This is a genomic window from Streptomyces mayonensis (genome assembly GCF_018982965.1).
Taxonomy (GTDB): domain Bacteria; phylum Actinomycetota; class Actinomycetes; order Streptomycetales; family Streptomycetaceae; genus Streptomyces; species Streptomyces mayonensis.
On the sequence record NZ_JACBYP010000145.1, the window covers coordinates 1 to 18,115 of the forward strand.

At 71.9% G+C, this 18,115-nt stretch carries 17 protein-coding genes; 7 read left to right on the top strand and 10 right to left on the bottom strand.

Features of this window, described 5'->3' with window-relative positions; translation table 11 throughout:
- Positions 1-69 precede the first annotated feature (69 nt).
- Both HZS56_RS33635 and HZS56_RS33640 read right to left on the bottom strand, forming a co-directional pair.
- Positions 70-978, bottom strand: a complete 909-nt coding sequence (locus HZS56_RS33635) for a serine hydrolase domain-containing protein (RefSeq protein WP_374201237.1) — start codon at positions 976-978, stop codon at positions 70-72.
- Positions 979-1,055: 77 nt separating this feature from the next.
- Complete coding sequence (locus HZS56_RS33640) at positions 1,056-2,312, bottom strand: multidrug effflux MFS transporter (RefSeq protein ID WP_216724616.1); 1,257 nt, start codon at positions 2,310-2,312, stop codon at positions 1,056-1,058.
- 256 nt (positions 2,313-2,568) lie between these two features.
- Between HZS56_RS33640 and HZS56_RS33645 the strand changes: the two genes are divergently transcribed.
- Positions 2,569-3,636, top strand: a complete 1,068-nt coding sequence (locus HZS56_RS33645; protein WP_216724617.1) for a Gfo/Idh/MocA family protein — start codon at positions 2,569-2,571, stop codon at positions 3,634-3,636.
- Positions 3,637-3,660: 24 nt separating this feature from the next.
- Positions 3,661-4,449: an SDR family oxidoreductase gene (locus tag HZS56_RS33650; protein ID WP_216724618.1), complete on the top strand. Its 789-nt coding sequence runs from the start codon at positions 3,661-3,663 to the stop codon at positions 4,447-4,449.
- A 373-nt stretch (positions 4,450-4,822) separates the two neighbouring features.
- Here the strand turns inward: HZS56_RS33650 and HZS56_RS33655 are convergent, their stop codons facing one another.
- A complete protein-coding gene (locus HZS56_RS33655) occupies positions 4,823-5,149 on the bottom strand; it encodes a nuclear transport factor 2 family protein (protein ID WP_216724619.1) in 327 nt (108 codons plus the stop codon).
- 221 nt (positions 5,150-5,370) lie between these two features.
- Here HZS56_RS33655 and HZS56_RS33660 point away from each other — a divergent pair, with 221 nt between their 5' ends.
- Complete coding sequence (locus HZS56_RS33660) at positions 5,371-5,913, top strand: DoxX family protein (protein ID WP_216724620.1); 543 nt, start codon at positions 5,371-5,373, stop codon at positions 5,911-5,913.
- Positions 5,914-5,951: 38 nt separating this feature from the next.
- On the top strand, positions 5,952-6,296 hold the full coding sequence (locus HZS56_RS33665) for a MazG-like family protein (protein ID WP_216724621.1): 345 nt from the start codon (positions 5,952-5,954) through the stop codon (positions 6,294-6,296).
- 492 nt (positions 6,297-6,788) lie between these two features.
- Here the strand turns inward: HZS56_RS33665 and HZS56_RS33670 are convergent, their stop codons facing one another.
- The 3 genes from HZS56_RS33670 to xynA form a co-directional block, all read right to left on the bottom strand.
- Positions 6,789-7,520, bottom strand: a complete 732-nt coding sequence (locus tag HZS56_RS33670) for a DUF7873 family protein (protein ID WP_216724622.1) — start codon at positions 7,518-7,520, stop codon at positions 6,789-6,791.
- Between the two features lie 97 nt (positions 7,521-7,617).
- On the bottom strand, positions 7,618-8,667 hold the full coding sequence (locus HZS56_RS33675; protein ID WP_216724623.1) for a polysaccharide deacetylase family protein: 1,050 nt from the start codon (positions 8,665-8,667) through the stop codon (positions 7,618-7,620).
- 36 nt (positions 8,668-8,703) lie between these two features.
- The gene (gene xynA / locus HZS56_RS33680; RefSeq protein ID WP_216724624.1) at positions 8,704-9,717 is read right to left on the bottom strand and encodes an endo-1,4-beta-xylanase XynA; all 1,014 of its coding nucleotides are present in this window, start codon (positions 9,715-9,717) and stop codon (positions 8,704-8,706) included.
- Between the two features lie 350 nt (positions 9,718-10,067).
- Here xynA and HZS56_RS33685 point away from each other — a divergent pair, with 350 nt between their 5' ends.
- The 3 genes from HZS56_RS33685 to HZS56_RS33695 all read left to right on the top strand — a co-directional run bounded on the left by HZS56_RS33685 (position 10,068) and on the right by HZS56_RS33695 (position 12,995).
- Positions 10,068-11,117: an LLM class flavin-dependent oxidoreductase gene (locus HZS56_RS33685; protein ID WP_216724625.1), complete on the top strand. Its 1,050-nt coding sequence runs from the start codon at positions 10,068-10,070 to the stop codon at positions 11,115-11,117.
- 223 nt (positions 11,118-11,340) lie between these two features.
- The gene (locus HZS56_RS33690) at positions 11,341-12,441 is read left to right on the top strand and encodes a helix-turn-helix domain-containing protein (protein WP_216724626.1); all 1,101 of its coding nucleotides are present in this window, start codon (positions 11,341-11,343) and stop codon (positions 12,439-12,441) included.
- Positions 12,438-12,995, top strand: a complete 558-nt coding sequence (locus HZS56_RS33695) for a PIN domain-containing protein (RefSeq protein WP_216724627.1) — start codon at positions 12,438-12,440, stop codon at positions 12,993-12,995. Before HZS56_RS33690 ends, HZS56_RS33695 begins: the two co-directional genes overlap by 4 nt.
- An 83-nt stretch (positions 12,996-13,078) precedes the next feature.
- Here the strand turns inward: HZS56_RS33695 and HZS56_RS33700 are convergent, their stop codons facing one another.
- The 4 genes from HZS56_RS33700 to ssuE all read right to left on the bottom strand — a co-directional run bounded on the left by HZS56_RS33700 (position 13,079) and on the right by ssuE (position 18,082).
- Positions 13,079-14,812: a serine/threonine-protein kinase gene (locus tag HZS56_RS33700; protein ID WP_216724628.1), complete on the bottom strand. Its 1,734-nt coding sequence runs from the start codon at positions 14,810-14,812 to the stop codon at positions 13,079-13,081.
- 281 nt (positions 14,813-15,093) lie between these two features.
- Positions 15,094-16,245 carry an LLM class flavin-dependent oxidoreductase gene (locus tag HZS56_RS33705; protein ID WP_216724629.1) on the bottom strand — a complete coding sequence of 384 codons (1,152 nt, stop codon included), beginning with the start codon at positions 16,243-16,245 and terminating at the stop codon, positions 15,094-15,096.
- Between the two features lie 83 nt (positions 16,246-16,328).
- A complete protein-coding gene (locus HZS56_RS33710; RefSeq protein WP_216724630.1) occupies positions 16,329-17,519 on the bottom strand; it encodes an SfnB family sulfur acquisition oxidoreductase in 1,191 nt (396 codons plus the stop codon).
- Positions 17,519-18,082, bottom strand: coding sequence for an NADPH-dependent FMN reductase (ssuE, locus tag HZS56_RS33715; RefSeq protein WP_216724631.1), 564 nt, complete (start codon positions 18,080-18,082; stop codon positions 17,519-17,521). Before ssuE ends, HZS56_RS33710 begins: the two co-directional genes overlap by 1 nt.
- Between the last annotated feature and the right edge of the window lie 33 nt (positions 18,083-18,115).

Consider the following 18,115-nt stretch of genomic DNA (forward strand, 5'->3'; position numbering starts at 1 on the left):
CTTCACGGCCGTCGCCGCCGTGCAGCAGATCGAGCGGGGGACCCTCGGGAGCGACGCCGAGGTGGGCGCCTACCTGACGGACTTCGGGGCCGCCGCCCCGCGCCCCGCCAGCTCCCCCATGAACCACGGCTGGTCCAGGGCGAACCCGAGCCCAGGCGCGGTCAGCAGCAGCTCGACGAAGTCGGGACCCAGGATGCGCGCCGGCCCGTGCGCCCCGCCCGCGAGCAGCGCGCGGCAGAACACCGCGAGGTCCCGGCCCGTGGAGAAGAGCCCGGCGTGACCGGCGACCCCGCCCAGCGCCCACGCGTTCTCGTCGTGGACGACGCCCCGCAGCATCCCCCGGTCCGCCTTGGCCCACGGCCGCCGCTGGTCCTCCGTCGCCGCCGCCCCCGCGCACGGCCCGAACCCCGTCGCCGTCATGCCCAGCGGCCGGGTGATCCCGTCCCGGACGAGGACGTCGAGGCCGCGCCCGGTGATGCGTTCCAGGACCTGCTGGAGGAGCAGCATGTTCAGGTCCGAGTAGCAGTACGTCCCCGGCACCCCCACCGGCGCCTCCGCCCGCAGCAGCGCCAGCCGCTCCGTGTCGTCCGCACAGTCGTACAGCGGGAGTTCGGGGCGCAGCCCGGAGGTGTGCGTGAGCAGTTGCCGTACGGTGAGGCGGTGCGCGGCGGCGGCCCCGAAGTCCGTCAGGTAGGCGCCCACCTCGGCGTCGATCCCGAGGGTCCCCCGCTCGATCTGCTGCACGGCGGCGACGGCCGTGAAGAGCTTGGTGAGCGAGGCGAGGTCGAAGGGCGTCTCCACGGTCGCCGGCACCCGCGATTCCGCGGGCAGTTCGACGCCCGCGTCGGTCTCCGGGTCGTACGCGGCGTACCGCACGGCCCAGCCCGCCGCCTCCTCGACGGCGAGCACGGGTCCGCGTCCGACGGCCAGGACGGCACCCGCCGCCCAGGGACGTTCGCCGCTCGTGTGGTCGTGCACCTGTGCGACGACACGGCGGAGCCGATCGCGGTCGAGGCCGGCCCGCTCCGGGGTGTCGCTGCGCAGTCTCGGAGCACTCAGTTTTCCGCTCCCTTTCTTCTCCCGACGAGGAACACGAGGAAGCCGAGCGCCAGTACGGCGGCCACCAGCTGGACGACGGCCATGGGCACCGCGGTGTCCTCGCCCGCGATCCCGACGAGCGGCGAGGCGACGGCGCCGATGAGGAACGAGGACGTGCCGAGCAGTGCGGACGCGGACCCGGCGGAGTGCCTGACCCGCATGAGGGCGAGCGCCTGGGTGTTGGGCAGGCTGATGCCCATCGCGGACATCAGCACGAACAGCGCGGCGGCGACCGGCACGAGTCCGACCTCGCCGAAGACGCCGAGGGACATCAGCAGCAGCACGGTCGAGGCGGCGATCACGACGACGAGCCCGAGCCGCAGCACCCGGTCGAGCCGGACCCGCCCGACGAGGATCTTGCCGTTGATCTGGCCGACCACGACGAGGCCGATGGAGTTGAGCCCGAACAGCAGGCTGAACGTCTGCGGGGAGGCCCCGTAGATCTCCTGCATGACGAACGGCGACGCGGCGACGTAGGCGAACAGCGAGGCGAAGGCGAAGCCGCCGGCGAGCATGTACCCGGTGAAGGCCCGGTCGGCGAGCAGACGGCGCATCGCGCGCAGGGTGTCGCGGACCCCGCCCGCGTGCCGTTCCGCGACGGGCAGCGTCTCGGGCAGTTTGGCCCACACGACGGCGCCCAGCGCCACGCCGACCACCACGAGGACGACGAAGACGCCCCGCCAGTCCGTGAAGCGCAGGATCTGTCCGCCGATGAGCGGCGCGACGACCGGCGCGACGCCGGAGATCAGCATGAGGGTGGAGAAGAAGCGGGCCATGGCCACACCGTCGTACAGGTCCCGCACGACGGCGCGGGAGATGACGATCCCGGCGGCGCCCGCGAGCCCCTGCACCAGCCGGAAGGCGACGAGGGATTCGACGGTGGGCGCGACGGCGCACAGGGCGGTGGCGACGACGTAGACGGCGAGCCCGGCGAGCAGCGGACGCCGGCGGCCCCACTTGTCGCTCATCGGCCCTACGACGATCTGCCCGAGAGCCATGCCGGCCAGACACGCGGTGAGCGTCAGCTGCACGGTGGCTGCGGACGCGTCGAGGGACCGGGTGACCTCCGGGAGCGAGGGGAGGTACATGTCCATCGCCAGGGGCGGCGTGGCGGTCAGGCTGCCGAGGATGAGCGTGACGAGCAGACTGGTACGGCGGGTGGCACGCAGCGAAGACCCGGCCGGAGCGGTGGTCGCCGCCTCCGCCTTTCTCATCGCGTCCGCGTCCTGCGTCGCTTGCGGCGTTGTCCGCGCCGTCGGCACTGTCCGTGACGTCGGCACTGTCCGCGGCGTCGGCACTGTCCGCGGCTTCGGCGTTGTCATGTCCGGTGACTCGTGCGGTATGGACGGCCCGCGCTCGGGCATGAGCCCCTCCCTCTTCTACAGATCCGCCACCTATGCTCTCAGCTCGTACGGACTTGAACGAACAGAGTCGAACGAACCTGAGCGAGGGTGGGGCAGGGTGTCAGCGGTGACCGGGCAGACCGGGCAGAAGGTGCGCTGGGGAATTCTGGCGACCGGCGGGATGGCGGCGAGGTTCACGGCGGATCTGGTGGATCTGCCGGACGCCGAGGTCGTCGCGGTGGCGTCGCGGACCGAGGCGTCGGCGAAGGCGTTCGCCGAGCGCTTCGGGATAGCACGGGCCTACGGCGCCTGGGAGACGCTGGCGCGGGACGAGGACGTCGACGTGGTGTACGTCGCGACCCCGCACTCGGCGCACCGCACCGCGGCGGGCCTCTGCCTGGAGGCGGGGCGGAACGTGCTGTGCGAGAAGCCGTTCACGCTGAACGTGCGGGAGGCGGAGGAACTGGTCGCCCTGGCCCGGCGGCAGGGCAGCTTCCTGATGGAAGCGATGTGGATGTACTGCAACCCGATGGTCCGGCGCCTGAAGTCACTGGTGGACGACGGCGAGATCGGTGAGCTCCGCAGCGTCCAGGCCGACTTCGGGCTGGCGGGCCCGTTCCCGCCCGCTCACCGGCTGCGGGACCCGGCACAGGGCGGCGGCGCCCTGCTCGACCTGGGCGTGTACCCGGTGTCGTTCACGCAGTTGCTGCTCGGGGAGCCGTCGGACGTCGTCGCGCGGGCGGTGCTCTCGCCGGAGGGCGTCGACCTCCAGACGGGCGCCCTGCTGTCCTACGACAGCGGCGCCCTCGCGTCGGTGCACTGCTCGATCACCGGCGGTACGCCCAACTCGGCGTCGATCACGGGGTCCAAGGGCCGCATCGACGTCCCGTACGGCTTCTTCTTCCCGGACCACTTCGTACTGCACCGGGACGGCCGGGACCCGCAGGAGTTCCGGGCCGACCCCGCCGACGGGCCCCGGGCCAGCCTCGCGCACGAGGCACGGGAGGTGATGCGGGCGCTGCGCGCCGGGGAGACCGAGTCGCCGCTGGTCCCGCTGGAGGGCACGCTGGCCGTGATGCGGACCCTCGACACGATCAGGAACCAGGTCGGCGTCCACTACCCGGGCGAATCCGGAGGAAGCGAGGAAGCCGGAGGAACCGGGGTCACGACAGGTCCGGCCGTCACCCCGGCCTGAGCGGCGCGCGTACGCTGCCGGGCCATGAGCACCACTCCAAGCGCCCCCGGGGACACCACGCCCACCCCGCAGATCGCCGTCGTGACGGGCGCCGGTTCCGGCATCGGCCGGGCCGTCGCCGTCGAACTGCTCACCGCGGGCTGGGCGGTGGCCCTGACCGGCCGCCGCACCGAGCCCCTGGAGCAGACGGCCGCACGGGCACCCGTCGGCAGCACCGCCCTCGTCGTCCGCGCCGACGTCTCCCAACCGGACGACGTGACGGCCCTGTTCACCGCCGTACGCGACCGCTTCGGCCGGCTGGACCTGCTCTTCAACAACGCGGGGACGTTCGGACCGGGCGGCGTGCCGGTCGAGGAACTGCCCTACGAGGCCTGGCGGCACGTGGTGGACACCAACCTCAACGGGGCGTTCCTGTGCGCGCAGGCGGCGTACCGGCAGATGAAGGAGCAGGCGCCGCAGGGCGGCCGGATCATCAACAACGGCTCGATCTCGGCGCACACGCCACGCCCGCACTCGGTGGCGTACACGGCGACGAAGCACGCGCTGACGGGCCTGACCAAGTCGCTGTCGCTGGACGGCCGTCCGTACGGCATCGCGGTCGGCCAGATCGACATCGGCAACGTGGCGACCGACATGACGGCCGGGATGCAGACCGGCGCGCTCCAGGCCAACGGGGAGACGGCGCCCGAGCCGGTGATGGACGTCGGCGACGTGGCACGCACGGTGCGGCACATGGCGGAACTGCCGCTGGAGGCGAACGTGCAGTTCGCGACGGTCATGGCGACGGCGATGCCGTATGTGGGACGCGGCTGAGCGCAGGCCTCTGCACGCCACTCCGCACACCACGATCATTCACACAATCGGAATTCCACGGTCCGCGGTCTTGCAAGCAACGCCGGGCATATGCTCAACTCTCCTTCACCAGAGCTTCACACTTGGGGCGTTGGCCTTCCACAAGGCTCGACGGGCCGTACGTGAGGCATGCCTGCCGTACTGGGGCATGCCGTACTGAGCCATCCCGAGGGGGGAGGGGAGGCGGCAGCCGTTCCGCCGCATCGGCCGGGGGTGGATCCCGCGTGGGACCGCGGGATACGCGCCGACGCCCGGAACGGCTGCCGCACACCTACACCTGCGCACCTGCACCGGCACCGGGACCGGCACCACCCAGCAACCGGGTCCGGCGCGGCTACGCCTGCCCGGTCTCGAAGCGCGCGATCCGCCCCTCCTCGTCCACGGTGAAGTTCCACCGCGTGCGCATCTCGCCCCAGGTGTCGTTGCGGTAGCGGGCGATGAGGGCGCGGCCGCCGTTCGACTCGTTGTCGACCTCCAGGTGGCCGTTGGAGGAGAAGATCTCCCGGTCGATCCACTGGTCGAGGTCGCGGTCGTCCCCGTCGTCGGCCATGGTGGCGTCCGGCGAGAGGGTCGCGAGGAAGGCCTCGCGGTCGTGGGCGTTCACGGCGGCGACGAAGGCGCGGACGGCCGGGTCGCTGAGTCGCGTGGTCTGAATCGTCATGCCGGCCAGCGTCACACCGCCCCCACACCCCCGCCACCCGGGACACCACCGGAACGCCACCACCCGGGACGCCACCACCCGGGGCGCCGTCCCGACACCACCCGGACGCCACCCGAACGCCGCCCGCGGCGGGCCCGGGCGGCGTGCGGGGGCGACGCTGGACGGGTGAGCCACCCGCGGCAGCGACGGGTGAGCCGTCCGCAGCGTACGAGGGAGCAGACGTGAACTGTTACGACCGGCGTGATCTGGGCCTGCTGCTGCTCCGCCTGGGCACCGGCGGCGTCCTGGCCGCGCACGGCGCGCAGAAGCTGCTCGGCTGGTTCGGTGGCGGCGGGCTGGAGAGCACCGGCCAGGCGATGGAGGCCATGGGCTACGCGCCGGGCAGGGCCAGTGCCACCGCGGCGGGCCTCGCGGAGGCGGGCGGCGGCACCCTGCTCGCCCTCGGCCTGGCCACTCCGGCCGCGGGTGCGGCGGCGGCCGGCGCGATGGCGGGCGCCGCGGCGGTGCACGCCCCGAACGGCTTCTTCGCCCAGGCCGGCGGCTACGAGTACGCGGCCTCCCTCGGCCTGACGGCGGCCGGGCTCGCGGTGTCGGGTCCGGGGCGCCTCTCCCTCGACCACGCGCTCGGTCACGCGGTCAACCGGAACTGGATGGTCCCGGCGGCGTTCGCGGTGGCGGGGGCGGCCACGGCAGTGACCGTCGGCGCGCGCAACAAGCGGCTGCGGAAGACCGCCGAAGGAGAGCAGGAGCCACTGTTCGACTGAAACCACTCCCCGGCCGGGGGCGTGGCACGCTGCTCCACATGAGCGACGAACCCGACGGCACACCGGCCGACCCCTGGCACACCATCGACGACCTGTGGAAGTGGCTGGAGTCCGACCAGCCCTTCGGCGGCCGGGAGGGCCTGCTGCTGCGCATGCTGAAGCTCTCCGAGGAGGTCGGCGAGGTGGCCGAGGCGGTCATCGGGGCGACCGGCCAGAACCCGCGCAAGGGCGTCACGCACACGTGGCAGGACGTGGAGGCGGAGCTGTGCGACGTGGTGATCACGGCCATGGTGGCCCTGCGCACGCTGACCCCCGAGGCCCGGGAGGTCTTCACCCGCCACCTGGCAGGCGTGGCGAACCGCCCGCGCGGCAGCGACAGCTGATGCGGGACCCGATGTGGGACCTGATGCGGGACCCGATGTGGGACCTGATGTGGCGGGGCCCGGGAGCGTAGCCTGCTCCCGGGCCCCTGGGGATGCCACCTGATGCGCACACCGGAGTCCTGTGAAAGGACGGATCAGTCGTCAGGCCGTCGTGTTCTTCCTTTGAACTACCGCACCAGGAAGCGGTGCAGACGAGATTCGAACTCGCATCCGACGGCGGTCGTCCGGCCTTGGTGCTCCGGTGATCGGCGGCGATGCTGAAGCTGGAGCGAGAGTCTGAGTTTGACGGCGCGGAGAGCACGTTCCCCGTGCCCCGCGCCACTTCAGGCTGAACGTCAGTTTCAGCTTGCGCTCGTGGCACGAACCGGTCCTCACCCGGCCCGCGCCCTTCACGCACCCCCACGCTCGCACGCGGGGGCGTCTGTGGAGGCTACCCGGCTGTGGGGCCGCCCCGGCTGTGGGGCTCCCCTGCCCGGCTCCCCTGCTCCGGCGTCAGGCGAACAGGTAGCCGAACACCGCCTCGCCGACCCGCTGGTCGGTGACCTCGGTGCCGTTGGCCTCCTCGCGGGCGAACTTCACGGCCCGCTGGAGCTTGTCGACCCGCTCGAGGAGTTCGTTCACCCGCCGCGCGGGCAGCGCGCCGGAGAACTTCACGGTGGTCCAGTACCCGATCGGCACGTCCTCGTAGTAGACCTCGACCTGCGCCGGGTGCTTCTCGGTCGCCTCTGCCTTGACGTGGTTGCGCGGGATCTTCCTGGTCCGGATCGTGCGGACCGCGTCGGTCTTCCACCAGTCCGTGGACGGGTCCTGCGACCAGGCCTCGGCGGAGTCGAGCGTGGGCAGCTTCTTGACGAAGGCGTGCAGGTCGGTGAGCTGCTTCTCCAGGAAGAGCAGGTAGCTGACCGGTACGTCGGCGACGACCGTCCGCCCGTCGACCGTGACGTCCGCGCGCGCCGTGCAGTTCGCCCAGTCCTTGGTCGCGGTCACGTCGAACAGCCGCGTCAGCGAGGCGGCCGTCTCGCGCAGCACGTCCTCCGCCTGCACCTGCACCCGCGTGGACTCGGGCGGCAACTGCTCGCCCTCCTCGTCCTTGGGCTGGTACGTGCGCGAGATCCCGGCCAGCAGCGCGGGCTTCTGCACCTTCTGGTGGGCCGCGGTGATGTCCTGGAGCGACTTGCTCTTGACGCCCTTCTCGACCGCGATGATCTGGTTCAACTTCGCCATTCCGGCTCCCCCTTCGAACAGCCCCGAACGTACCCCACCGCCCCGGGAACCCGCACGCCATTTGATCACGCACGGCCCCCCGGGGCGGCGGGGACGGTCAGCCGGCGCTGCAGGAGACGCTGGGCCAGGTCCAGTTGCCGTTGGCCTGGATGGTGACACCCCAATTTCCGCCGCTGCCGTTCGACTTGGCGGTCAGTGTCTGCGCACTCGGGTAACTCGCGCTGACGTTCCAGGTCGACAGCACCTTCGCCGGAGACGGCACGTTCATCGTCACCGTCCAGTCGCTGCTCCCGCTGACGGAGACGTCGAGGTTGTACCGGTCCTCCCACCGCTGCCCGGCGGACAGCACGGCCGTACACGCACCACCACCGCCACCACCATCACCGCCACCGCCGCCCCCTCCCCCGCCGCCACCACTCCCGTCGGGAGCGACCGCGCGGCCGGTCTGGGGCGAGATCATGCCGGAGCACAGCCCCTTGCCCGCCAGCGTCTGGGCGATGCGCGGTATGGCCGCGAGCGTGTTGGCGGGCCAGTCGTGCATGAGGACGACCTGGCCGTCGCCCATCCGGGAGACGGCCTGCACGATCGCGTCGGTACTGGCGTTGTTCCAGTCCTGCGAGTCGACGTCCCAGATGACCTCGGTCAGCCCGTACTTGGCCTCCACCGACCGCAGCGTGGCGTTGGTCTCGCCGTACGGCGGCCGGAACAGCCTGGGCGTACCGCCGCCCGCGTTGGCCACGGCCTGCTGGGTCCGGGAGATCTCGGAGTCCATCTGGGCCTGGCCGAGCTGGGTCATGTGCGGGTGCGTGTAGCTGTGGTTGCCGACCCACATGCCGGCGTCCACCTGGGCCCGCACGAGGGACGGATTCTGGTCGGCGTACTGCCCCTGGTTGAACATGGTGGCCCGCAGCCCGTTCTGCCGGAGCGCGTTGAGCAGGGCCTGGGTGCTGCCGGAGGGCCCGTCGTCGAAGGTGAGCCCGACGTAGCCGTTGCAGGCGGCGGCCCGCGCGGGGGACGACTGCACGGGGGACGACTGCACGGGGGACGCCTGTGCCGGGGCGGCACCGGCGACGACAGTCCCCGCGGCGACCAGCGCGGCGACGGCCACCCCGTTGACCAGGTTGCGCGGTCCGGTACGTGTACGCATACGAACGAACCTCCTCACTCCTCGTGACGCACGGGATCAGCCGGCACTGCAGGAGACGCTGGGCCAGGTCCAGTTGCCGTTGGCCTGGATGGTGGCGCCCCAGTTGTTGCCGCCGCCGTTCGACCTGGCGGTCAGTGTCTGCGCACTCGGGTAACTCGCGCTGACGTTCCAGGTGGACAGCACCTTCGCCGGAGACGGCACGTTCATCGTCACGGTCCAGTCGCTGCTGCCGCTGACGGAGACGTCGAGGTTGTACCGGTCGTCCCACTTCTGTCCGGCGGACAGCGTGGCGGCACACCCGTTGCTCCCGCCACCACCACCGTTGTCTCCCCCACCGCCGCCACCGCCACCGGTACCCCCGACGTTGATGTTGGAACTGCCGCTGCTCTGATAACCCTCGGTGGCGAGAATCATGTAGTACTTGAAGTCACCGAGCTGCATCCCGGCCCGCGACCACGCGTCGAAGTGGTTGCCGGTGGTGATGGACCCGCCGGTCCGCTTCGACTGCCGGACGCTCCAGTACTGGTCGAAGGTGCGGGTGCCCTCGACGGAGGGGGCGTTGTACCGGGTCGTCTTGTAGATGTCGTACGTACCGCCGTCGCTGGTCACCGTGCCCTTGAACTCACCCGTGGGCCGGTAGGTGCCCCAGTTGTCCACGATGTAGTACTCGACGAGCGGATTCGACGTCCACCCGTAGAGCGTCAGGTAGGCGTTGCCCGACGGGTTGAAGCTGCCGGAGTACTGCACGGTCCTGCGCCCGCCGTTGCTCCAGCCCTTGCCCGCGACGAAGTTGCCGGTGTTGCTCCACGAGGTGCTGTACTGGCCGCCGGATCCCATGCTCATGGAGACGGTGCCCTGGCTGTCGGTCCAGAACGAGTAGTAGTAGCCGTTGTTGGTGCCCTCCTGATTGGTCGTGACGACCGTGTCGGCGTGGGCGGTCCCCGGCAGCATCATCGCGGCCAGCGCGCCAAGGGCGACGGCCCACGCACTGCGCACGAGCAGCACGACGGACCAGCGTCTGCGGCGGCCCGCTTGGACAAGCACGTTCATGACGGTGCTTCCTCTCTGGAGGCAGGGAGCTACTCGGGAGGTCCCCGGAGCAGTACGACGGCGCCAGTGTTGGCCTGCACGCGTCAACCGTCAACAGTTTCGGTACAAATTTCGAAACCTTCGAGACCCCAACCACCTCCCAACCAGAAGCCGAACTACAGTTCAGGCCACACCCACCCGACCGCTCACCCGCTCTAAGGCGAGCCATCTCGAACCCACCGGAGAAATCAGGACATCGATGTCCGAAACTTTCGACCGCCCCGACCGTCCGCGAACCCTGGACAGCCCCGCCGCGCCCTCACATGCTCGGTACAGGCACAGCACCGTCCCCCCACCGGAAGGTCGCGCCCGTGAAGTTCAGTTACGCGATGCTCCCCGACTACCCGCTGGCCGAGTCCCTGGAGTCGGTCAGACTCGCCGACGAACTCGGATTCCACGCCTGTTACGCCGCCGACGAGACCTGGCACAAGGACCTCTGGCTCCTCTTCGCCGCAGCGGCAGGCCGCACCGACCGCATCCGCCTCGGCCCGAGCGTCTCCCCGGTGACACTGCGCGAACCGACCCTGATCGCCCAGGCACTGGCCACCCTCGACGAACTCTCCGGCGGCCGCGCCGAAGGCGTCCTGTCCAGCGGCAACTTCGGCCTGCTGGCCCAGTACCGCATCGACTGGGCCCGCACGAAGCCCCTCTCCCGCGTCAAGGAAGCCCTGCACGTGATGCGCACGTTCCTCGACGAGGGCGCGATCACGCACGAGGGCGAGTTCTTCTCCTACGACGGCCTGTTCACGTTCGCCCGCCCGGTCCAGGACCGCCTCCCGCTGAAGCTCGGCGCGATGCGCGGGCCGAAGTCCTTCGAGGCGGCCGGGGAGTTGTCGGACGGCTGCCACCACGCCCTGAGCTACACCCGCGAGGCCTACGACTACGCGGTCCGGCACATCCGGGCGGGCGCGGAGCGGGCCGGCAAGGACTGGCGCTCACTGGACATCGGGGCCTGGGTGGTCTTCGCCACGGGCCCGGACTCGGCGACCGCGAAGGAGGCGGCCCGCAGCATGGTCGGCATCTACGCCTCCTCCATGCCGGACGAGCAACTCCGCCGCAACGGCGTCGACCCGGCCGAGCTGAAGCCCGTCATCGACGCGATCGGCGCCGGCGACCTGGCCCGCGGCATCGAACTCACCACCCCGGACATCGCCGACCGCCTCTCGGTGGCGGGCACACCGGAGGAATGCCGGGAGAAGATCGAACGCGACATCGCCCCCAGCGGCGTCAACCACATGATCTGCGCGATCACCGACCGCACCCTGGTGAAGACCTTCACGGGCCGCGACCTCCCGGACGCGGCAGACGTGAACACCCAGCTCCGACTGATCGCGGAACGGGTGATGCCGGGACTGCGGTGAAGCCTCCACCCGCGATAGTGACCGGGAGTACAGAGACGAATACTCCACTCAGCCATACTACGGTTCATTTGAGTATGCCCAGTTTGAGCTACTTAGAAGGGTGAACCCATACCAGGCTTCGTGGGCCTGGCCGGCCCCTGCCGGCGCCTTCCGCACCCACTCTTTCGGGTCCGTCGGCGACAGCCGGCTCGACACAACCCCAGCGTGTGTGAAAATTGCACACATGGAGAGCCTGCAGAGCTGGGCACAGATCGGCCGCCGCATCGCCCAGACCCGGGAGTCCGCCGGGCTGAGCCAGGGCGAGCTGGCCTCGCGCATAGAGGTCGACCGCACTGCGGTGGTGCGCATGGAACAGGGCGAGCGCAAGGTGTCCGCGCTCGAGCTCTTCCGGATCGCCGAGATCCTGGACGCGCCCCCCGCCCACTTCCTCACCGAGCCGCCCGCGGCGCTGACGTCTCGCCGCAGGACGCTCGACTCCCCCGCCGATGCGGCCACGCGTGACAGCTACCGGCTGGACATCCGGCTGGAGGAGCACGCGCGCAACGCGGAGTGGCTGGTGGCAGAGGGTTTCCTCATTCCGCCCCACCTGCACGAACCACTCGGCTGCACCGAGGCAGACCCGACCGCGCTGGCACGTGAGGCGCGGCGCGTGGCCGGCATTCCCCCAGGCCCCCTGGGACCGATGGCCTCTGTGGCCGAACGCTTCGGCCTGTATCTGGCCGTCGCCCCGGAACCCGCCGAGGGTGCTTCGCTTCTGCTGGATGCCTACGGGGTCAGCGTGATCAGCGGCCTCTCGGCTCCGGGTCGCCGACGCTGGACTGCCGCCCACGAACTCGGTCACCATCTGCTGCGGGACGAGTACCACAGCGACGCAGGTGTGGCCGCGAGCCGGGACGAGCGGGAACAGGCCATCGATGACTTCGCCGGGGCGTTTCTGCTGCCCGAGGACGAGTTCGGCTCCGTCTTCAGGCAAGCTGTCAGCCGGGGCCTCTCGCCCAGGGAAGCCTTGATCGGTGTCGCCGCCGATTACCGGATCTCCTGGTCGTCCACCGTGTCGAGGGCCCGGTGGCTCGGGCTAGTGAGCACGCCCGCTGCTCACCGCCTCAGGGCCGATACGCCGGTACGCGGCGATTTCCTGGCAGTCCGTGGTGCCGAGCCAGTACCGGACCTCGAACCCGGCGCTACCGGAACGGCTTGGCGACAGGCGGTCCTGGCTGCCTGGAAGGCCGGTGCGGTGTCCGGAGCGCGTGCGGTCGAGTTGCTCTACGGCGCCCTGCGGGAGAGCGAGCTGCCGGAGCAGGACCTGGAGGACGTCGGGCCGTGAACGTACAGAGGGAGGGGACCAGTTCGGCCGGACAGCTCCTCGCGTGGGACACGTCACCGCTGCACCATGCGATCAAGGCCGGCCGGGTGGACACGTTGGCGGACCTCGCCGCCGAATGCCGGGGGCTACGCCGCCGCAATGTCACCACGGCTGCGGTCATCGAGGAGCTGCGCCACTACGACCTGGACATCTCGGGCCTGGGCTGGCTCGAGGTCCAGCACGTGGACGGTCTCGCCGAACTCACCGCACTGGTGCGGTGGATGGAACGCGTCTCGGGGCAGAAGTCCAACCACGGTGAGGCCACCGTGCTCGCCTGGGCCGAGGTGCACGGCGCGGTCGCGGTGGTCGATGATCTGGACGCCCGCAAAGCGGCGCGCGCCGGGGGCCTCACCGTGTGGGGCGTACTCCGGGTGATCGCGGAAGGGGTACGGGACGGCCGCGCGACGGAATACGTGGCGTCCACGCTCGTCGACGCGCTACTCGGGTCAGGAGCGCGCTACCCGTGCGGTCACGGCGGTTTCCCCGAGTGGGCGGGAAAGAACGGATTGCTCTGAGGCCAGGTCGCCCTGGCGCACTGCAAGGGTGACCGGGCGGCGCGCGTCACGGGACCACGTGACGCTGCCGCCGGCAGCCGTCGTCACGGCGCCCGTGTCACCTCCACCGTCACCGTGATCGTGCCGTTGTTGTCGTCGAGGCAGACGTCGGCGTCGTTGACGCGGAGCTGGACCAGGCCGTCTCCGCCGACCTTGAAGGTCTTGCCGTCTCCGATGGCGAGGGCCGGTGCGTCGTCCGTGTCCGCGACGCGGGTCACCAGTGTGCCGAAGGGGGCGTCGGGGACGATCTTGCAGTTGGCCGCGAAGTCCAGCTGTCCGTCGGTCTCCGCGTCGTAGCCGCCCGGTCCCGTCATCGGCATGCGCTGCCGGTCGACCGTCCACTCGCCCTCGCGGAACGTCACGGTGACGGTGTCGCCCGCGCCGACCACCGCGTCCTCGACCGGCTGCCAGCCGTCGTGGGCGTCAACGACCAGTTCGTAGGAGGTGGCGGTGGCCTCGGGCGTCGTGACGGGCGAGGCCACGGGGGATGCGCTCGGCGCAGGGGTCACCACCTTGTCGTCGGCGCGGCCCTGCTCGTCGCCCCCGAAGGGCAGGACGCCGGAGAGGAAGAGCCCGCCGCCCACGACGGCGACGAGCGCGACGGGTCCGCCGAGCGACCACGCCAGCCGTCGGCCGACGCCGTCCGCCCGGCCCGCTCCGGGTCCGCCCGCCTGAGGCGCCGGGCCGTGCACGGTCGCGGCGGTGTGCAGGGCCGTGCCCGAGGGGCCGGTGGGGGGCGGTGCCAGGCGGGTGTCACCGGCCCGGGGCGAGGGGCCGGGGCTCTGGACGACGGCGGTGACGGCGTCCGGCGCCACACCGCCCGTGCCGGGCGCGGCCGTGGGCGCCGGCGGCAACGCCGGGACGGGGGGCGGGGCGGACAGCTGGGCCGAGCCCGGGGCGCCGCCGGCCGCGGGGAGCGGGGCGATGTCCGTGCGGCCCTCCGCGACGGCGCTCAGGGCGGCCGCCACCTCGGCGGTGCCGGGGCGCTCGCCCGGTGTCTTGCGCAGCAGGGCCTCGACGACGGGCCGGAGCGGGCCGAGGGACGGCGGGAGCACCGGCTCCTCGTAGACGACGGCGTGCAGCGTCGCGGCGTACGCGGGGCGGCGGAAGGGCGACTGGCCGCCGCAGACGGTGACCAGCGTGGCCCCGAGCGACCACAGGTCGGACGCGGGTCCCGCCTCCTGTGCCATGGCCCGCTCCGGCGCCATGTACTCGATGGAGCCGACCAGTTGGCCGGTCGAGGTGAGCAGTTCGCCGTCGTCCAGGGCCGCGATGCCGAAGTCGGTCAGCACCGCGCTGCCGTCGGGGCGCAGCAGCACGTTGGCCGGTTTCACGTCGCGGTGCAGGGTGCCCGCGAGGTGAACGGCCCGGAGGGCGTCCAGGAGTTGGAGGCCCAGGCGGGCGGTGTGGGGCGGCGTGAGCGGGCCAGACCGTTCCAACTGGGCCGCGAGGGACGGGCCCTGGACCAGTTCCATGACGATCCAGAGCCGGTCCTCGAAGTCGACCAGGTCGTGTACGCCGACCACGTGCGGGTGCGGCACCCGGGCGACGGCGCGCGCCTCACGCAGCGCGCGGCGCATCCGGGTGCGGTGGTCCTCGTCGCCCTCGGTGGCGATGTGCAGTTCCTTGGCGGCGACCTGCCGGTCCAGGAGCTGGTCGTGGGCCCGCCAGACGATGCCCATGCCGCCTCTGCCCAGTACGTCGCGCAGCAGGTAGCGGCCGGCGATCACGCGCCCGGAGCCCCCGTCGGCCTGCTGATCAGGAACGCCGGTCAGCACCGGTTTCTCACATCCCTCTCGCTACCACCCAGTGACCGCGTCCGTCGCGGCCCCCACCGCGGCGACACGGGCAGGCCCGGGAACGATCAGACCCGGGCCGAAGGAAAAGACGGTGGCAACAATACCGATACCCGTGCGTCGTTCTGCTCCAATCCTGTTCCGTGAGGCGGTCGTTGCCGCTCCTGTTCTCCCTTGGGGCCCAACGGCCCCTTGTCTCCCTCGGCTCAACGGCCCCTTGTCTCCCTCGGGCCGGCCCGACGGCAGGGAAGGGAACGGCCGGGTCAGCCCGCGAACGGGACCTGGGCCGCGGCCGGCGGTGTGCGCCGGTCGTCGTGCGGATGGTGCCACAGGCCCTGGGCCGCCAGGCGGGGCAGGACGCCTTCGCCGAACCAGTAGGCCTCCTCCAGGTGCGGGTAGCCGGAGAGGACGAACTCGTCGATGCCGAGGGCGTGGTACTCCTTGATGCGCTCGGCGACCTCGTCGTGGCTGCCGACCAGTGCCGTGCCCGCGCCGCCGCGCACCAGGCCGATCCCGGCCCACAGGTTGGGGTGGATCTCCAGCCCGTCCCGGTTTCCGCCGCCGTGCAGGGCGAGCATGCGCTGCTGCCCTTCCGACTCGCTGCGGGCGAGTCCGGCCTGGATCCGTGCCACGGTCGCCGGGTCGAAGCCGTCGAGGAGGCGGTTCGCCTCGGCCCACGCCTGTTCGGCGGTGTCGCGGGTGATGACGTGCAGCCGGATGCCGAACCGCACCGTGCGGCCCTGCTGGGCGGCGAGCGCGCGGACCCGGCCGATCTTCTCGGCCACCTGCGCGGGCGGCTCGCCCCAGGTGAGGTAGACGTCGGTGTACTGGGCGGCGATCTCGGTGGCGACGGGCGAGGACCCGCCGAAGTACACCTCGGGCACCGGGTCGGGTACGCGCGCCAGTTTCGCGTCCTCGACGCGCAGGTGCTCGCCGTCCAGGTCGACGGTCCTGCCCTGCCACAACTCGCGTACGACGTGCAGGAATTCTCCGGTACGGCGGTACCGGGCGTCCTTGTCCAGGAAGTCGCCGTAGGCCCGCTGCTCGTGGGTCTCGCCGCCGGTGACGACGTTGAGCAGCAGCCGGCCGGGGGCCTGCCACTGGAAGGTGGCCGCCATCTGGGCCGCGAGCGTGGGCGAGACCGCGCCGGGGCGGAAGGCGACCAGGAACTTCAGGCGCTCGGTGACCTGCGAGACCATCGCCGTCGTCAGCCAGGCGTCCTCGCACCAGGCGCCGGTCGGGGTCAGGGCGCCCACGAAGCCCAGGGTCTCGGCGGCGCGGGCGATCTGGCCGAGGTAGGCGACCGTCGGGGGCCGGTTCCTGCCGAAGGCCGTGGCCGGGGTGCCGTGGCCGCCGCCGACGACGTGCCGGCTGTCGCCGTTGGTGGGCAGGAACCAGTGGAAGGTGAGGGACACGTCGGTCTCCGATCTGGCGGTGGGAGGGGTGCGGCCGAGGCACCGGGGGCGGCCGGGCGCCCTGGGAGCGGGGTGTGGCGCCCTCAGAGCAGGCCGTGGCGGGGCGGGCGGGTGCCGGTGAGGACGTGGCGGCCGATGTGCTGGACCTTCCAGCGGGCCGGGTCGTGCAGGGTGTGGGTGCGGGCGTCGCGCCAGTGCCGGTGCAGGTTCAGGGAGTCCAGGGCGGCGCGGGTGCCGGACACATCGAACAGGGCGCTGCCCACCTCGACCGCGGTGCGGGCCGCCTGGACCTTGGCCGCCGCCACCGCGATCGACGCCCCGGCGGCCGAGTCGTCCGTGAGGTCGGCGGAGGCCGCGTCCACCGTCCGGGCGGCCTCACCCAGCAACGCCTCCGACGCTCGTACGGCCAGGGCGAGTTCGCCGAAGCGCTGGACGAGCAGCGGGTCCTCCACGGCGGTCTCCGCGCCGCTCTCGAACCACGGCCGGCTCTTCGTGCGGACGAACTCGGCGGCCTCCGCCAGTGCCCCGGCCGCGATCCCGGCGTCGATGGCGGCGTGCAGCAACTGGGCGATTGCGCCGTGGAGTTGGGGTCCCTGGAAGGTGAGGTGGTGTGGCAGTACGCGGTCGGCGGGCACGGTGACGCCCGCCAGGCGTACGGTGCCGCTGGCCGTCGTACGCTGGCCCATGCCCTCCCAGTCGTCGACGACGGTGACGCCGGGGGCGCTGCGCGGGACGTAGGCGACGTGCAGGTTGTCGTCCTCGGTGCGGGCCAGTACCGGGATCCAGTCGGCGAACAGGGCGCCGGTGGAGTAGTGCTTGACGCCGTCGAGGGTGTAGGAGCCGTCCGGGCGGCGGGTCAGGCGGGTGCGGATGTCCTGGACGTGTTTCGTTCCGGCCTCGGACTGGGCGTTGCCGAAGCGGCGTCCGGCGAGCAGTTCGGCGAAGAAGAACGTCCGCTGCTCCTCGGTGCCCTGGCGGCGGATGACGTTGACGTACGCGAAGTGGCTCTGCGGGATCTGGGCGAGGCTGCCGTCGGCGGCGGCGAGCAGCCGGAACACCTCGGCGAGTGTCGTGGCGCGGACGTCCGCTCCCCCGTGGTCGGCGGGCACCGTGACGGCCAGCAGGCCCGAGACGGACAGCCGGTCCAACTCCGCGCGCGGCAGGCGTCGTTCGGCGTCGCGGGCACGGGCGCCCGGGCGGAACTCGTCGGCGAGGGCGGCGGCGACGGCGAGGGCCTCCGCGTCGTCGGCGATGACGTGTGCGGGCCCGGCCATCAGCTCGCCGCGCTCAGGTGCGGGGCGCGGCCGGCCCGGCCGAGGGCGGCCGAGAACTGGTCGACGACCTGTGCCAGCGCCTCCGCGGCGCCGGGCGCGACGGTCAGGGACCCGTCCTCGTGCGCGGTGATGTCCTTGTCCAGGGTGAACCAGCCCGGTACGACGTGGGTGGCGCCCATGGAGGTGAGGACCGGGCGCAGCGCGTAGTCGAGGGCGAGGACGTGCGCCGTGGAGCCGCCGGTGGCCAGCGGCAGCACGGTCTTCCCGGTCAGGGCGTACTGCGGGAGCAGGTCCAGCAGGGCCTTGAGGACCCCGGAGTAGGCGGCCTTGTAGACGGGGGTGGCCACGACGACGCCGTCGGCCTCGGCGAACAGTTCGCGGGCCGCGACGATCGCGGGGTGGGCGAAGTCCGCACCGAGCAGTGCCTCGGCCGGTACGGTCCGCACGTCCAGGGGCGTCACCCGGTGGCCCTGGGCGACGAGCCGCTGGTCGAGGTGGCGCAGGAGGCGGTGGGTGCGGGAGGAGGCGGAGGGACTGCCGGAGAGGGACAGGACGGTGGCCATGAGTCCTCTTTCGGTGGTGGTGTGGGGAGGGCG

Bases quoted from the DNA above. Each gene is read 5' to 3' on its own strand.
- HZS56_RS33640 (WP_216724616.1), bottom strand. From the start codon at position 2,312: ATGAGAAAGGCGGAGGCGGCGACCACCGCTCCGGCCGGGTCTTCGCTG.
- HZS56_RS33650 (WP_216724618.1), top strand. From the start codon at position 3,661: ATGAGCACCACTCCAAGCGCCCCCGGGGACACCACGCCCACCCCGCAG.
- HZS56_RS33655 (WP_216724619.1), bottom strand. From the start codon at position 5,149: ATGACGATTCAGACCACGCGACTCAGCGACCCGGCCGTCCGCGCCTTC.
- HZS56_RS33665 (WP_216724621.1), top strand. From the start codon at position 5,952: ATGAGCGACGAACCCGACGGCACACCGGCCGACCCCTGGCACACCATC.
- HZS56_RS33670 (WP_216724622.1), bottom strand. From the start codon at position 7,520: ATGGCGAAGTTGAACCAGATCATCGCGGTCGAGAAGGGCGTCAAGAGC.
- HZS56_RS33675 (WP_216724623.1), bottom strand. From the start codon at position 8,667: ATGCGTACACGTACCGGACCGCGCAACCTGGTCAACGGGGTGGCCGTC.
- xynA (WP_216724624.1), bottom strand. From the start codon at position 9,717: ATGAACGTGCTTGTCCAAGCGGGCCGCCGCAGACGCTGGTCCGTCGTG.
- HZS56_RS33690 (WP_216724626.1), top strand. From the start codon at position 11,341: ATGGAGAGCCTGCAGAGCTGGGCACAGATCGGCCGCCGCATCGCCCAG.
- HZS56_RS33710 (WP_216724630.1), bottom strand. From the start codon at position 17,519: ATGGCCGGGCCCGCACACGTCATCGCCGACGACGCGGAGGCCCTCGCC.
- ssuE (WP_216724631.1), bottom strand. From the start codon at position 18,082: ATGGCCACCGTCCTGTCCCTCTCCGGCAGTCCCTCCGCCTCCTCCCGC.